This window comes from Neobacillus sp. SAB-20_R2A, assembly GCF_049568635.1.
GTDB classification, from domain to species: domain Bacteria; phylum Bacillota; class Bacilli; order Bacillales; family Cytobacillaceae; genus Neobacillus; species Neobacillus citreus.
Window position 1 is genome coordinate 1,645,946 of record NZ_CP145895.1, and the last position, 15,233, is coordinate 1,661,178.

13 protein-coding genes are annotated in these 15,233 nt (G+C 40.2%); 12 read left to right on the forward strand and 1 reads right to left on the reverse strand.

The genetic code is table 11. The annotated features are described in order from the left end of the window. The first annotated feature begins 137 nt into the window (after nucleotides 1-137). The 3 genes from V5M37_RS08195 (at nucleotide 138) to V5M37_RS08205 (ending at nucleotide 2,915) form a co-directional block, all read left to right on the forward strand. On the forward strand, nucleotides 138-1,280 hold the full coding sequence (locus V5M37_RS08195; protein ID WP_423801537.1) for a sensor histidine kinase: 1,143 nt from the start codon (nucleotides 138-140) through the stop codon (nucleotides 1,278-1,280). After that, a complete protein-coding gene (locus V5M37_RS08200) occupies nucleotides 1,273-1,872 on the forward strand; it encodes a response regulator transcription factor (RefSeq protein WP_213140959.1) in 600 nt (199 codons plus the stop codon). Before V5M37_RS08195 ends, V5M37_RS08200 begins: the two co-directional genes overlap by 8 nt. Nucleotides 1,873-2,036: 164 nt before the next feature. Beyond that, complete coding sequence (locus tag V5M37_RS08205; protein WP_423801538.1) at nucleotides 2,037-2,915, forward strand: processed acidic surface protein; 879 nt, start codon at nucleotides 2,037-2,039, stop codon at nucleotides 2,913-2,915. A gap of 60 nt (nucleotides 2,916-2,975) precedes the next feature. Here V5M37_RS08205 and V5M37_RS08210 read toward each other — a convergent pair whose 3' ends face one another. Then, nucleotides 2,976-3,824: an alpha/beta fold hydrolase gene (locus tag V5M37_RS08210; RefSeq protein WP_213141317.1), complete on the reverse strand. Its 849-nt coding sequence runs from the start codon at nucleotides 3,822-3,824 to the stop codon at nucleotides 2,976-2,978. Nucleotides 3,825-4,008: 184 nt separating this feature from the next. On the opposite strand from V5M37_RS08210, the gene V5M37_RS08215 reads away from it, so the two are divergent. From V5M37_RS08215 to V5M37_RS08255, 9 genes are all read left to right on the forward strand, one after another. Continuing rightward, nucleotides 4,009-4,203 carry an IDEAL domain-containing protein gene (locus V5M37_RS08215; protein WP_213140957.1) on the forward strand — a complete coding sequence of 65 codons (195 nt, stop codon included), beginning with the start codon at nucleotides 4,009-4,011 and terminating at the stop codon, nucleotides 4,201-4,203. 153 nt (nucleotides 4,204-4,356) lie between these two features. Continuing rightward, a complete protein-coding gene (locus V5M37_RS08220; protein WP_423801539.1) occupies nucleotides 4,357-5,127 on the forward strand; it encodes a nucleotidyltransferase domain-containing protein in 771 nt (256 codons plus the stop codon). A gap of 79 nt (nucleotides 5,128-5,206) precedes the next feature. Next, a complete protein-coding gene (locus tag V5M37_RS08225; protein ID WP_423801540.1) occupies nucleotides 5,207-6,382 on the forward strand; it encodes an LL-diaminopimelate aminotransferase in 1,176 nt (391 codons plus the stop codon). A 91-nt stretch (nucleotides 6,383-6,473) separates the two neighbouring features. Continuing rightward, on the forward strand, nucleotides 6,474-6,923 hold the full coding sequence (locus V5M37_RS08230) for a CoxG family protein (RefSeq protein WP_213140954.1): 450 nt from the start codon (nucleotides 6,474-6,476) through the stop codon (nucleotides 6,921-6,923). A 129-nt stretch (nucleotides 6,924-7,052) separates the two neighbouring features. Further along, nucleotides 7,053-7,928, forward strand: a complete 876-nt coding sequence (locus V5M37_RS08235) for a cadherin-like beta sandwich domain-containing protein (RefSeq protein WP_423801541.1) — start codon at nucleotides 7,053-7,055, stop codon at nucleotides 7,926-7,928. A 363-nt stretch (nucleotides 7,929-8,291) separates the two neighbouring features. Beyond that, nucleotides 8,292-11,045: a phosphoenolpyruvate carboxylase gene (gene ppc, locus V5M37_RS08240; protein ID WP_423801542.1), complete on the forward strand. Its 2,754-nt coding sequence runs from the start codon at nucleotides 8,292-8,294 to the stop codon at nucleotides 11,043-11,045. A gap of 185 nt (nucleotides 11,046-11,230) precedes the next feature. Then, nucleotides 11,231-13,834 carry a bifunctional acetaldehyde-CoA/alcohol dehydrogenase gene (adhE, locus tag V5M37_RS08245; RefSeq protein ID WP_423801543.1) on the forward strand — a complete coding sequence of 868 codons (2,604 nt, stop codon included), beginning with the start codon at nucleotides 11,231-11,233 and terminating at the stop codon, nucleotides 13,832-13,834. 29 nt (nucleotides 13,835-13,863) lie between these two features. Continuing rightward, on the forward strand, nucleotides 13,864-14,478 hold the full coding sequence (locus V5M37_RS08250) for a hypothetical protein (protein ID WP_423801544.1): 615 nt from the start codon (nucleotides 13,864-13,866) through the stop codon (nucleotides 14,476-14,478). Between the two features lie 18 nt (nucleotides 14,479-14,496). Beyond that, entirely contained in the window at nucleotides 14,497-15,228 is a 732-nt protein-coding gene (locus V5M37_RS08255) for a hypothetical protein (protein ID WP_423801545.1), read from the forward strand. The last annotated feature ends 5 nt before the right edge of the window (nucleotides 15,229-15,233 follow it).

The following is a 15,233-nucleotide window of genomic DNA, read 5'->3' on the forward strand; positions in this document are numbered from 1 at the left end:
TAGCCGTGTTTTTATTTTTTATTCATGGGCTTTAAAGCTGTTTTGTTTTCATAAAATAAAGAGTATAAAGAGGAAAATTTAATCGTTTTGGGCTATGATAGAAAGTAAAGGATTTCAGGAAAAAAAGAGGTTCAGCTATGCTAAAGAGTTTACTGACATTCCAAAAAGCGAACGGGATTGCACCGTATATTTGGACTGTTCTTTGTATTTTGCCATTTTATTTTATATTTCAGGCTCCAACAACACTGCAAATCGTTGTTGGGATTGCGCTGACATTGGCGTTCTTTATTTTCTATCGGATTGCCTTTATTTCCAAAGGCTGGCTTGTATATGTTTGGACAATGATTTTGATTGCGATTTCCATAACGGCAACCAGCCTTTTCAGCTATGTATATTTCGCTTTTTTTCTTGCTTACTATCTAGGAAATATCAAGGATCGGGTTGCTTTCTTTACATTGTACTTTATCCATTTGCTAAGTACTTCCGCTTCCATCAATTACAGCATTGTCATCCATGAAAAATTGTTTTTGCAGCAACTCCCATTTGTCATCATTATTTGGATTAGCGTCATTCTCCTTCCATTTAGTATTCATAACCGCAAGGAGAGAGGGCAGCTTGAAGAAAAACTCGAGGATGCCAACAAACGGATTTCTGAACTGATTAAACTCGAGGAGCGGGAACGGATTGCCCGCGACCTTCATGATACACTGGGGCAAAAACTTTCCATGATTGGGCTAAAGTCTGATTTAGCAAGAAAATTAATCTCGAAGGACCCCGATCAAGCCCGAAACGAACTAAAAGATGTTCAAGCTACGGCCCGAACTGCACTAAGTGAAGTAAGAAAAATGGTTTCCTCCATGCGGGGAATTCGTTTAAAGGATGAAATTCAGCGTATTAAACAAATGCTTGCAGCGGCTCAAATCAATCTGGAATGCAGAGGAGAATTTATTTTAACAAACGTCACGCCATTTACTGAGAATATTTTAAGCATGTGCTTAAAAGAAGCGATTAATAATGTTGTGAAACACAGCGGGGCTAGCAGTTGTTTAATTTCTATTGATCAAACGCGGAAAGAAGTCGTGATGACGATACATGATAATGGTTCATTTAAAACTGCCAAGGGGAAAATTTCTGATGGCCATGGTTTAAGAGGGATGCAGGAAAGGCTGGAATTTATCAACGGCAGTTTAGAGCTATTGACAAGCAATGGTACTGCTATAATTATTAAAGTCCCAGTAGACTTAAAACCTCGCCAAGATAGGAGAGTTGGAAATGATTAGGATTGTCATCGCCGAAGATCAACAAATGCTTCTCGGAGCTTTTGGGTCATTACTTAATTTGGAAGAGGACATGGAGGTAGTCGGGAAGGCCACCAACGGAGAAGATGCTGTTACTCTTGTCAAGAATCTAAGTCCTGATGTTTGTATAATGGATATTGAGATGCCCGGCAAAAGCGGACTTGAGGCCGCAGAGGAAATTAAGTGTCTAAGCTGCAAGGTGATCATTTTGACAACCTTTGCCCGATCAGGGTATTTTCAGCGGGCTTTAAAGGCAGGGGTAAGCGGATATCTTTTAAAGGATAGCCCAAGTGAAGAATTGGCAAGTTCCATCCGAAGTGTTGTGGCAGGAAGGCGAATTTATGCGCCAGAATTAATGGATGATGTGTACGCCGAAGAAAATCCATTAACAGACCGGGAACGTGAGGTATTAGAACTGGTAGCAGACGGCAAAAACACAAAAGAAATAGCGGAAGAGCTTAGTATCAAAACAGGGACGGTCCGGAATTACATCTCCATTATTCTCGATAAACTGGAGGTGAAAAACCGGATTGAAGCCATAACCCAATCAAAGGAAAAAGGCTGGTTTAAATAGGTTCTCCAGCTTGCTTGTTTTTATTAATCGAAACAGGTGCCGATATGAGGCATCTTTTTTTTACCAATTTTTTATTTAACCAAATCAGCCAATAATTTTCATTTCTTAACTTTTTTACAAAGGGAACATTAATATTGAACAATGTTCTGAGGAGGGAAATAAATTTGAATTTAAAGAGGATCATTAGCTTTTCCTTCATCCTGTTCATGTTTTTGTTTAGTGTTCCTTTTGTATCTGCAGCGCCATCAGATTCAGAACTAAACCAGTATTTGCAGGAAATTGGTTGGACGAAGCAAGAACTTCAGGATTACCTTGACTTTTATGAAATTCCCATGGATGAATTTGCTTCAATTGATGAACTTCGTGAGTTCCTCGGAACACCTATCAATGAACAAAATTTGCAGGAACTATTAACGAAGTATCATTTGTCCCAGAAAGAAATGGATGATTTGTTGAATCATTTTGGTGATTCTCTGGGGGAGTATAAGTTCATAGAGGATTTGGATTCTGCATTAGACTTTTATGTCAATCATGATGAGTATATGGCTGATATAGAAAGTGAATTAAACGAAATTGGGCTTACTGAAGAAGAGTCTGAGAAGTTTTTTAATTATCTTGGGCAGGTAGAAGAGAAAAACAAATATCAGCTGGACCAAATGGATTTGTACGACTCCCTTTTGGAAAAATTTGTAGGTCTTGATGATACCACCGACCTTACCGAAGAACAGCTGGATGAATTGGTGCAAATACTCACTGAAACCATTGACACTTATGAAATCAAGGTTCAATTTAAAGTCAACAATCAGAATATCTCCTTAAAAGAACTGCTAAAAATGAAGGAAGCACCTGATAATTTGTATATCGGTATATCTAGTATTGCAGGTGAACCATTAATTGACTTTACAATTCCAGGGTCATATTTCCAAACTGGAGAAACAATTGACCAAGGAGAACAAATGATTCATTTGGGGGAAATCTCCAATGAGTTTATTGATCATCTTCATGATGAAAAATACCAAAATGCAGATAACCGATATAAATAAGGAATTACCCGCCAGTATCGCAAACCTGGCGGGTTTATTTGCATAATGTTGATAAGTATTTCAGCTGGATGCATTTGTTTGGAATTTGCCAATGTAGTTTTTTATATATTCGAATACTTCCATGGGACGTTCCTCTGGCAGAGCATGGCCGGTTTCTTTTAAGATAATCAATTCCGAGTTTGCTAGGTCCTTGTTCAATTTCTCTCCAATTTTTAAAGGCACTGATTTGTCCTGGTCACCCCAGATTAATAAGCAAGGTGTTTTGATTTGTTTTAAAATTTCCGGTGGAAGATCGCCTTCGCGGTCGCGAATCATCCGTGTTAAGGCAACAAATATTTCATCCTGTAAAAAGGGCTGCAGATAGCCATTTATCATCTCTTCATTAATAATGGAATGGTTATAAAGGGCCTCCTGAAGGTTTTTCTCTACCCCGGTTCTGGCAAACCAATACTTTACGAAGCGATGAAAGTAAGGCAGGTAGCTGGTAAGAATGAGCGGAAGTTTCGCGCGTTTTAAATAGGCTGAGCTGCAGAGTAAAATAGCCTTGTCGGCAAGCTCCTGTTTTAGGTGAAGAATATTTAAGACAATTTGTCCACCCATAGAATGGCCGATAAAAGTCATTTTTTTTAAGCCCAGTGATTCGATAAGCTGTATGACGGTATCGGCTAAATTTTTATAGGAGTAGATATATCGGCTGCATTTTGCACTTTTCCCAAAAGGGGGAAGATCAATAGATAACACCTGATACTCATTCTTTAATAACGAAATTAAATGACGATAGGTGAAGGTGGAAGAAAGAAAACCGTGCAATAAAACGAAGGTCCTTTCTGCGTTTGGATTAGGATAAAATTCATAATAAACATTAATGTTATTTAGCGGCTTATACCCTGCTACAACATTCTGCTCCATCATCCTTCCTCCCAATTAACAAAAATAGATGAAATTAATATTCCCCCTTTTATTAATCCATACAACAATAAATTTAAATAACTCCTTTTTTAATTCCTAAATTTTTTAAAATTTCCAAAATAAAGTGTTTGAATTTTTAGAAAACTAACTGTATAATAAAAAAAAGCTCAAGGAGTTGATTTCCATGGAAAAGAAGTTACTTAATTCCCCGCAACATTCGGATGAAAACACTGATTCTGTCCTTGCTGAGATGTTTTTAAACAACGCCCTGCTTGAATTTAAAAGGGAGAAGATCCGGAAGGAAATCGACCAAACGTTACAAGACGGTAACAAGGAATTATTTCTTCAATTGACAGAAGAACTGAAGAAAATTAGCTAGTTGCGAACAACCTACTATCTATTATGACAAAACTTTAAAAAAGAAGCCCTATCCAATACGGATAGGGCTTCTTGGCCGTTCTGACGAGAATTTCATTTGGACCCTGAACCCTTTTTTTGTATGATAAAGAAAAGGAATCGGGGGCGGTTAGCAGTGAAAGAGAAAATTATCGAGGAATTAAAAAAAATCGAGGAGCAATATGCCGTTAAAATTTGCTATGCTGTTGAGTCAGGCAGCAGGGCATGGGGATTTCCTTCAAAAGACAGCGACTATGATGTTAGGTTTATTTATGTCCCCAAAAAAGAATGGTATCTTTCCATTGAAGAAAAGCGGGATGTTATAGAACTGCCAATAAATAATCTCTTGGATATAAATGGATGGGAGCTTCGTAAAGCACTCAGGCTTTTTAAAAAATCAAATCCCCCCCTAATGGAATGGCTTCATTCGGGAATTGTATATTATCAGGCCTATTCTTTAGTAGATAAAATGAGGGCAATCCAAAACCAGGTGTTCCGGCCGCAGTCGGCCCTTTATCATTACCTGAATATGGCCAAAGGGAATTACCGTGACTATCTTCAATCAGATGAAGTGAAAATTAAGAAATACTTTTATGTGCTGAGGCCGGTTTTAGCCTGTAAATGGATTGAAAAATATAATAGTGTCCCGCCTATTGAATTCCAGGCATTAGTGGCGGACCTGATTATGGACGGCCCTCTTAAAAATGAAATCAATACCTTGCTTGACAGGAAAATACGGGGCGATGAACTTAACTTTGAGCCAAAGGTTGTTATTATTAATAAATTTTTGGAGAATGAAATAAATCGTATTGAAGATTACGCAAAGAAAACGTCTTTTCCGAAACAGGATATTTCCCCAATACTGGATGAACTATTTAGGGACATACTTGACGAGGTATGGCCTTGATTACCAAAAAATATGTTAAAATATATAAAAATATTATTTTGCGAAAAATTTCGAATAAATAAAGAATGAGGGGAATTCTATGAATATCGTTGCATCCGAGAAACTTCAAAAAATGTCATCGAGTATTTTTCAAGAGGTGGCCGATCAAAAGCAAAAGGCATTAAAAAATGGAATTGATGTCATCGATTTGAGTGTCGGAAGCCCGGATTTTGCACCGCCAGCGTTTGTGGTCGAGGCATTGGCAGAAGCGGCAATGGACCGAAGTAAATATGGCTACACTTTAAAAGGGATTCCTGAATTTGATGAAGCTGTCAGTTATTTTTATAAACAGCGTTACGGTGTAGAACTTAATCCGGCATCTGAGGTTATGCAGCTAATGGGTTCGCAGGATGGACTTGCTCATTTAGCGATGGCGGTTATTAACCCTGGCGATTATGTTCTGGTACCTGATCCTGGATATCCAATCTATGAGGCAAGTGTGACAATTGCGGGCGGAAATATTTATCCAATGCCGTTATTGGAGGAAAATAGGTTTCTCCCTCAACTAGATGAAATTCCTTTAGTGGTTCTAGAGAAAACCAAATTGATGATTATCAGTTATCCAGGTAATCCGGTTACCGCTCTCGCTGACAGAAGCTTTTTCGAAGAGGTGGTCCGTTTTGCCAAAAAGCATGAAATCCTGGTTTTGCATGATTTTGCCTATTCTGAGTTAATTTTTGATAACAATCCGCAAATCAGTTTCATGTCGGTTCCGGGAGCAAAGGAGGTCGGGATTGAGTTTAATTCACTTTCCAAAACATTTAATATGGCAGGCTGCCGGATTGGCTATGCGGTCGGGAATGAACAAGCACTTGCCATCCTGGCTTCTTTAAAATCTCATATCGATTATGGTGTGTTTTATCCAATTCAAAAAGCAGCCATAACTGCTTTGACTTCGGATTTCTCATTTTTGCAATCACAAGTGAGAGAATACGAGAAACGTCGTGATGTATTGATATCAGGCCTTTCAAAAGGCGGGTGGCAGACGGCAAAATCTCCGGCGACTATGTTTGTCTGGGTAAAAATCCCATCAGGATGGACATCCCGTCGCTTTGCCTTTGAACTGATTGACAGTAAAGGAGTTGCGGTTATTCCTGGAGATGCGTTTGGAAAGCTTGGTGAAGGCTATGTCCGGATTGCCTTGGTTCAGCCTTCGGAACGGCTCTCAGAGGCGGCAGAGCGCATTCAAGAATTCCTTAGGGAAACTCAAGTTTAATTCTTCTATTTAAACCTTTCTTAACATATATCTTTAACAAAAGGCCTTCACACGACTGAAGGTCTTTTACTTTGAAGGGGAGAGGGAGATTATGCCTAGCGGAATGCATCAGGTCGAACTGGATTTGCCAATTGATGTGATTTGGGACTTTGTAAAGGATATGGACAATTGGGCACCGCTTGTGCCGAACTATATTCAACACGAAAAGCTAAATGAGCATAGGTCCACATGGGAGTTTAAAAGCGATATTGGCATAATGAAGAAGAAAATCAGTTTAATAATTGATATTAATGAATGGAAAGAACCAATAAGAGTCAGCTTTGCCTTAAAAGGAAAAAGTGAAAAATATTCTGGCGAAGGATTTTTCGAAGCGAAGGCAATAAACGTAAAAAAAACAAGATTAACTGGCTTTCTTGAAGTGAACGTTATTGGGAAGATGGCCGGAGCGCTGAACTCGAAGCTAGAGACCGCACTCCCAGAAGCGGTGAAAGAAATGGCAGAGGCTATTTCGGAAAAGCTTGTGGAAGTTAAATCTGTTTAATAGGTGCATCGATATCGATTAAACAAGAAATTCGCAGTATGTAAAAGTTAAGGTAATCTTAAGCTTGGCATGGTATGTTAGTCCCAATTCCACTATCAATCAGATAGTAGACAGGGGGATTAGCAGCTTATGTTAAGTACAGGGCTTAAAAGAAGTATAAATTTATTTCTTGTTACCGCTATGGCCGGTATGAGTTTGGTCCATTTTACACCTGTTGTGTATGCAGAAACGACTGAAACAACCCAACAGCCCCAGACGGCAAGTGCATTGACAAAACTGGAAATCGATGGAGTAAAGCTCGACAAGGAGTTCTCAGCAGATGTCAAAGAATACTCCGCTTCCGTTGTAAATGAAGTTGAAACCATTAAGATGCTGGTAGAAGGGAATGAATCAGTCTCTGCCATCACCATTAATGGTCAATCTGTTCTTAGCGGGACACCTGCTGTTTTTTCACTTCAGTCTGGTGAGAATATTTTTCAGATTATCATCTATGATGCCAATCATGCAGAAGCTACCTATACAGTTCATGTAACCAGGTCCGCAAAGGTTGAACCGGTAACTCCAGCCGCTGCTGCAAATCCGTCAGACCCGGCTGCGGGCAAGGTTGCTCAAGCAACCATTTTGAGCAGCACTAATTCCAGTTTTCAGTCAAGCCTTACACGTACGAATACAAATGCAAATACTGCTGCTCAGTCTTCCACACAGGCTATGAGCGGAACAACGCAAACGGTAAGCAAGGCTAAATTGTCTGTTTTAACGGTCTCCGAAGGCACATGGGATAGTTCGTTTACTTCTGATGAGTATACATACCATATTGCTGTTTCAAGCGATACAACAGCAGTGACGATTCACCCAGCCGCCGCATCTCAAGGATCCTCAATAAAAATTGAAGGCGGAACTAACAAAACAGTCCAGCTTGACAATGATAATAAAACAATTATTTCCATAGTCGTCACCTATAACGACAGCGACCGGAAAACCTATGTACTTGTCTTTGATAAATAAATATCACAACCACAAAAGCCTGCCTTCGCAGGTTTTTTATTTTGTCAGAATCTATACCCAGATATTAATGATTGTCCCTGCAACGGGCCTGTTGATTTCCGCTCCGGGCACTCGCTTTCCGCGGGGAGGTCCTGGAGCCTCCTCGGCGCTTTTTGCGCCTGCGGGGTCTCCAGTGACCTCTATATCCCGCAGGAGTCGGTGCCCTCCGCTCCAATCAACAGGCCTGCTGCAGAGCCTAAATATTATTCATAAATTAACGCAAATTATAAAAAAGTAATTTATCTTTTAACAAATTTCTGAAGATATGATATATTTATAAATAAAAATTTTAGTACATCACATGATTAAAGGGAAGGTGAGAGAATGACAGCAGATTTGATGAAAAAAGACAGCAGTCTTCCGTTGCGTCGCGATGTTAAACTACTTGGCAAAATGCTGGGTGAGATTCTGGTGAATCAGGGTGGCCAGGAGCTATATGAGAAAGTTGAAAAAATAAGACTTATGGCCAAATCACTTAGAATTCACTTTGACGAAGAAATTTATTCTGCATTAAAACAGGAAATCGTTACCTTGACCCCGCCAATGCGCAAGCAGGTAATCCGGGCATTTTCTATGTATTTCCATTTAATAAATGTTGCTGAGCAAAACCACCGAATCCGCAGGCGCAGGCAATATCAGCTTCAAAGTGACAACATCATCCAGCCTGCTTCAATTGAAAGTGCAATCCTTTCACTGAAAGAAAATAACATTAACTTGAATACTATTCAAAATGTGCTGCAAAGCATATCCCTTGAGCTTGTTATTACGGCACATCCAACAGAGGCAACAAAGCGTTCCATTCTTGAAATACAAAAGCGGATTGCTGAAATTCTAAAAAGTCTTGATCATCCGCTTCTATCAGGCAGGGAACAAAAAAAGCTCGAAGAAAGTTTGTTTAATGAAGTCGCTATTCTTTGGCAGACCGATGAATTGCGGGAAAATAAACCAACCGTAATGGATGAAGTTAGAAATGGGTTGTATTATTTTGATCAGACATTATTTGAAGTCCTCCCTGATATCCATCAAGAGGTTTCAGATAGTCTCGAGAAATATTATCCTGAAACCTCCTGGGATGTTCCAAATTTCTTGAGGTTCGGGTCATGGATTGGCGGGGATCGGGATGGTAACCCGAACGTTACCCATGATGTAACCTGGGAAACATTGGGCCGGCAAAGGCGCCTTGTCTTGAAAAAATATAAAAATGTTTTAGTAGATTTAATGAAACGCTACAGTCATTCCACCTCAAGGGTAAAGGTCAGCGAAGAACTGCTGAAATATATTGATGAAAAAGAAGATTTCTATTTGACAGAAGATAAAAAATGGCCGGTCCAAGCGGAGGTATACCGTCGCGCTTTCGCCATTATAATTGAGCGGGTCAAGCAGACTGGGAAATCTGAAGTAGGCTACAGCAGTGCGGAAGAATTGCTAGAAGATCTGTTTTTAATTAAAAGAAGCTTAAAGCAGAATCACCCTGCCCGCCACGAACTCGGGAACATTGAAAAATTGATTCGTCAGGTCCAGCTGTTTGGTTTCCATTTAGCTACACTTGATATTAGAAATCATAGTGGGGAGCATGAGGCCGCTATAACTGAGATTCTTGGAAAAGTAGGCATCACTGAAAACTATGCAGCACTAAGCGAAACAGAAAAATTAGAAATATTGCAGAGGATTCTCCTTGATCCCCGGCCGCTCCTTTTATTACATGAGGATTACTCCACGGAAACACAGGAAATGATTAAAGTGTTTCAGATGATTAAAAACGCTCATGAAGAATTTGGACAAAGAGCAGTTACAGTTTATCTGGTAAGCATGACTAAATCACCGAGTGATTTATTGGAAGTTTTAGTTTTAGCCAAAGAAGCTGGTCTCTATCGTCTTCATGCGGATGGGACGTTGACAAGCCATCTAAATGTTGCTCCGCTATTGGAGACCATTGATGATCTAACAGCCGGTTCACTTATTATGGAAGAACTTTTCAATATGCCAGTTTACCGCAATCATTTGCAGTGCTTGCGGAATCAGCAGGAAATTATGCTCGGCTATTCTGATGGCAGCAAAGACGGCGGCACGCTGACCGCAAACTGGAAGCTTTATAAAGCACAGGTTGAAATTCATGAGATGGCCAAAAAATATCAAATCAGCCTGAAATTCTTCCATGGGCGCGGCGGTTCATTAGGCCGCGGCGGCGGTCCTTTAAACAAAAGCCTTTTATCACAGCCAGCTGAAACAATTGGTGACGGCGTTAAAATTACCGAGCAGGGTGAAGTTTTATCTTCCCGATACCTCCTTGAGGATATCGCCTACAGAAGCTTGGAGCAGGCTGTATCGACCCTGATTCTTGCCGCAGCGCATGTTACGGAAGAAGGAGAAATGCGGGAGGCGTCATGGGAAAATGCAATTGAAGAAATATCAAATGCTGCTCTTGCTAAATATCAATCTCTTGTCTTTGAGGATCCCGATTTCCTAACCTATTTTCAATCTGCAACACCACTAAGGGAAGTGGGTGCATTAAACATTGGCTCAAGACCAATGAGCCGCAAAAACCAAGGACGCTTTGAAGACCTGCGAGCGATTCCATGGGTTTTTGCCTGGACCCAAAGCAGACAACTCCTTCCGGGGTGGTATGCGGCAGGATCAGGTCTGGAAGCTTTTGCATCAGGCAGTGAGCAAAACTTAAAGCTGCTAAAGGAAATGTATCTGAAGTGGCCTTTCTTCCAATCAACGATTGATAACCTGCAAATGGCTCTTATGAAGGCTGATATTACAACAGCTAAAGAATATTTAACACTTGTTGAAGATAAAACGATTGCTGAAAGAATTTTTACAAATATATTCGAAGAATATGAGAAAACAAAAGCGATTCTTTTGAAAATTACGGGGGACCAAGAATTACTTGACCATACACCGAACATAAAAGAATCTGTGTTCCGCCGTAATCCGTATGTCGACCCGCTTAATTTCCTTCAGGTCGAATTAATAAAAGAACTTAGAAAACAGGACGAGCCTGACGCTGCTGTTTTGACGGAAGTTCTCTTGACCATTAGCGGTATCTCCGCCGGTTTGCGTAATACAGGTTGATTTTAGCCACAAACCTATTTTAGGGTTTGTGGCTTTTTTTGAACTTTTTGTGAACATTTGTAAAATGAATGGCTGTTCATTCATTTTGTTGCAAAATTCGACAAAATCAAAAAAAGTCACGTGCTATATTTATGCAGAGGGGAAAAGGAGTGATTCCATAATCATATTACCGGAGGGATGTCTACATGGCAGTAAAAGAAAAAGTTGTCCAGGAGAAACATCAGGTTTATGCAATGATCAATGAATTAGCCAATAATGGAGCGAAAGCACTGAATGAATTCCGCTGTTTTAATCAGGAAATGGTGGACGAAATTGTTAAACAGATGGCTCTTGCTGCCCTTGAAAACCACAAGTATTTGGCCAAGCTTGCAGTTAAAGAAACACAAAGAGGGGTTTACGAAGATAAAGTTTTTAAAAACATGTTTGCCACTGAAATGATTTACAACAACATCAGGGATATGAAAACGGTGGGTGTCATTGCCGAAAATGATAATGAAGGGATGGTCGAAATGGCCGAACCGGTGGGTGTTATTGCCGGTGTTATCCCCATCACCAATCCGACCTCAACAGTCATATTTAAATCGTTGATTTCACTTAAAACTAGGAATCCGATTATCTTTGCATTTCCACGATATGCTCAAAAATGCTGTACAATAACAGCCCAGCTTCTTAGCGAAGCGGCTGAAAAGGCTGGCGCTCCAAAGAATTGCATCCAGTGGATAGAGGTACCTTCACATGAAGCCTTTCAGGCCCTAATGAAACATCCGCAGATATCGCTCATCCTTGCAACCGGCGGCCCGAATCTAGTGAAGGCAGCATACAGCTCAGGAAAGCCTGCACTAGGTGTTGGTGCCGGAAATGTACCTTGTTATATTGAAAAATCGGCCAAAATTAAACGTGCAGTCAATGACTTAATTTTGTCAAAGACCTTTGACAACGGTATGATTTGTGCTTCCGAACAGGCTCTTATCATTGATCAAGAAATTTATGATGAAGTAAGACAGGAGTTGATCGCCAATCACTGCTATTTTCTCAATGGGGAAGAAAAGCAATTGCTCGAAAGCGCCACAATTGATCCAAAAACAAAAGAGCTTAACCCAATGATTGTCGGTCTTCCTGCTTATATGATTGCAAAAATGGCTGGAATCAATGTGCCATCCAATACAAAGATTCTACTTGCCGAATTGGATGGTGTGGGGCCGCAGTATCCACTATCCTGTGAAAAATTAAGCCCGATATTAGCGTGCTACAAGGTCAATAGTTTTGCAGAAGGACTTCTTATTGCTGAAGAGACACTTGAATATGGCGGTCTTGGGCATTCGGCAGCGATTCACACTTCCGCCCAGGATGTGATTGATACATTTTCGCAAAGAATGAAAGCTGGCAGGATTATTGTTAATACACCATCCACACACGGGGCAATCGGCGACATCTATAATACATCTTTACCGTCCTTAACCATCGGATGCGGAACATATGGAGTGAATTCTGTGTCACAGAATGTGGGAGCAGCAAATTTACTCAATATCAAAAAAGTAGCCAAAAGAAGAACTATGATACAGTGGTTTAAAGTTCCATCACAGATTTTCTTTGAGAAGAATTCGGTTCAAACACTTGCGGCCGTTCCCGGTATTTCAAAAGCATTTATTGTGACCAGCGAAAGCCCGCTAAAGAATGGCTATGTCGAAAAGGTGCAGTATTATTTAAAAAAGAATCCGAACAATGTTCTTTGTGATATTTTCTGGGAGATTGAGCAGGATCCAAGTATTGAAACGGTGATGGCCGGTGCAGAACGGATGAAAAAGTTCCAGCCTGATTGTATTATCGCCCTTGGCGGAGGTTCGGTCATGGATGCTGCGAAAGCCATGTGGCTGTTTTATGAACACCCAGACACAGATTTCAAGAGCTTGACGCATAAATTCTTTGATCCGAGCAAGCGAGTGGTTAAATTCCCGGCTCTTCGAACTAAGGCGAATTTTATTGCGATCCCAACCACATCCGGTACAGGATCCGAGGTAACATCCGCCTCCGTTATTTCAGATAAAAAGGCAAATATCAAATATCCAATGGTTGATGCGCAGCTGACACCAGATGTAGCCATTATCGATCCACAGTTTGTCATGACTGTTCCTAAACATGTAACAGCCGATACGGGCATGGATGTATTAACACACGCGATTGAAGCCTATGTATCGGTTCTAGCCAATGATTATACGGATGGACTTGCAATGAAGGCTATTCAGTTGGTCTTTGAATATCTGCCTAAGGCATACAGGGATGGAAGCGATGAACTTGCACGTGAAAAAATGCATAATGCGGCTACGATTGCCGGTATGGCATTTGGCAATGCTTTCTTAGGTATTAATCACAGTCTTGCTCATGTCATTGGTGCGGAATTTAATATTCCTCATGGACGGGCCAATGCCATCATGTTGCCGCATGTCATCCGCTTTAACGCGATGAAGCCCAATAAATTAATGACTTTCCCTAAATATGAACACTTTATTGCGGATGTACGTTATGCGGAAATTGCCAAAATGCTTGGCCTGCCTGCAAGCACAACCGAAGAGGGAGTGAAAAGCTTAATCGCAGCAATCGTTGAACTTGCTGAGGAATTGGATATATCAATGAGCATCGAAGCGTCTGGTGTTAGGAAAGATGAATTTGAAAGCAAATTATCAGAACTTGCTGAACGGGCATTTGACGATCAGGATACAATTGCCAATCCAAAAATGCCTTTAGTAACTGAATTAGCAGAAATCTATCTTCAAGCATACAAAGGTGTCTAAATAAAGTCAGTCTATGGAGGGAGAAAAAATTGTCGGAGGAAATGGAGCAAAAACAGGAAACCAAAATAGTAGGCGAAGAACATATTCAGCTCGAGGTCAGCGGTTTAGACCTGCTCTGGCGTGCAGCTTTTAGGAAAATGGATGAAGGGGCAAAACGTGCTGAATTCGAAGACGAGGTATTTTTGAAGAGGGCTAAGCTATTTGCTGATAGTGTAGGACGAAGCCAAGCAGATATGAAAGAAATCACTGATAAATTTACAAAGGAATTTGCTCAATGGGAAAAAACAGCACGCGATGAACTTTTTATGTCAACAACCAGTCTAGCACACTTTTTCCCGATTAAGTCCTTTAAAGAAATAAATGAGCAACTCGAGCTCATTCATCAAAAAACACTGTCACTTCTTAACAGGCCATGCCAGTTTATAACTAATACGGAGGCAGCAGATAAATATTTTGCAATGATAGAACAGTATATTTCGCTAAGAAAAAAGGCAAGAAGCCGATATCTTACAACTTTAAAACAGGCTGGAAATCTAGTCTATGAAAATCAAAAAGTGTTTGTAAACTTGTTTTCCAAACAAATCAGTACGTTCGTTTTTCCACTTAACAAATATCTGGAGAGAAGTACGATTAGAAAATTTTAATACAAGGAGTGAGGCGGCATGTCTAAAGAAAAAACCTATGATCTATTTGCAGGTTATAAACTGTTAAGTGAAATGTGGGAAAAACAATTAATGGATGTTTTATTTAAGGCGACTGACAACAAAGAATTTGTCCGCACGGCAAATGTAGGACTTGACCTGCATTCGCGATATATGGAAAGGCTGCGAAAAAATCAGGAGTTTATCGCTGCATTAATGAATATTCCAACCAAGAAGGATGTCGCAAACGCGGCAAAAATGTCGATTCAGGCTGAAGAAAAATTTGATAGTTTAGAAGAACAGGTATGGAATTTGCAAGACGGTTTGGCAAGCTTTAGTAAAGAAAATTTGACTTTCCTTCAAGAGATAATCAACACTATCAATCAAATGAAAGCTGAATCACTGAAAATAAAAGAAGAGCTGGCAGAAACGAAAAAGATTAAGACAGATCTTCAAGATTTACGGCAGGGTTTTGTTGATATCAAAATCCTCCAGGTGAACCTCCAGGAAATGCGTAAGGAGCTTGAGGGACTAAAGGCAATTCAAGCAGAACTTAAAGATTCTCTCACCCATCAAGAACCGCCAAAAATAGATAGCGGTTTGGAGGAACTAAGGCAGGAGATTGCCCAATTGGCTGAACTAAAAAGTGAAATTGCCTCATTAAAGGAATTAATGGGAAAAGAGAAAGAAAGAAAACAAAAGAAGGAACCGGAAAAAGAGCTGGTCCTGCCAGGGGCCGGCACCACAAAATAACGTGA

What these genes read in the sequence shown, in the direction of transcription:
- V5M37_RS08195 (WP_423801537.1), top strand. Translation starts at nt 138, where the DNA reads ATGCTAAAGAGTTTACTGACATTCCAAAAAGCGAACGGGATTGCACCG.
- V5M37_RS08200 (WP_213140959.1), top strand. Translation starts at nt 1,273, where the DNA reads ATGATTAGGATTGTCATCGCCGAAGATCAACAAATGCTTCTCGGAGCT.
- V5M37_RS08210 (WP_213141317.1), bottom strand. Translation starts at nt 3,824, where the DNA reads ATGGAGCAGAATGTTGTAGCAGGGTATAAGCCGCTAAATAACATTAAT.
- V5M37_RS08215 (WP_213140957.1), top strand. Translation starts at nt 4,009, where the DNA reads ATGGAAAAGAAGTTACTTAATTCCCCGCAACATTCGGATGAAAACACT.
- V5M37_RS08225 (WP_423801540.1), top strand. Translation starts at nt 5,207, where the DNA reads ATGAATATCGTTGCATCCGAGAAACTTCAAAAAATGTCATCGAGTATT.
- V5M37_RS08230 (WP_213140954.1), top strand. Translation starts at nt 6,474, where the DNA reads ATGCCTAGCGGAATGCATCAGGTCGAACTGGATTTGCCAATTGATGTG.
- V5M37_RS08235 (WP_423801541.1), top strand. Translation starts at nt 7,053, where the DNA reads ATGTTAAGTACAGGGCTTAAAAGAAGTATAAATTTATTTCTTGTTACC.
- ppc (WP_423801542.1), top strand. Translation starts at nt 8,292, where the DNA reads ATGACAGCAGATTTGATGAAAAAAGACAGCAGTCTTCCGTTGCGTCGC.
- adhE (WP_423801543.1), top strand. Translation starts at nt 11,231, where the DNA reads ATGGCAGTAAAAGAAAAAGTTGTCCAGGAGAAACATCAGGTTTATGCA.
- V5M37_RS08255 (WP_423801545.1), top strand. Translation starts at nt 14,497, where the DNA reads ATGTCTAAAGAAAAAACCTATGATCTATTTGCAGGTTATAAACTGTTA.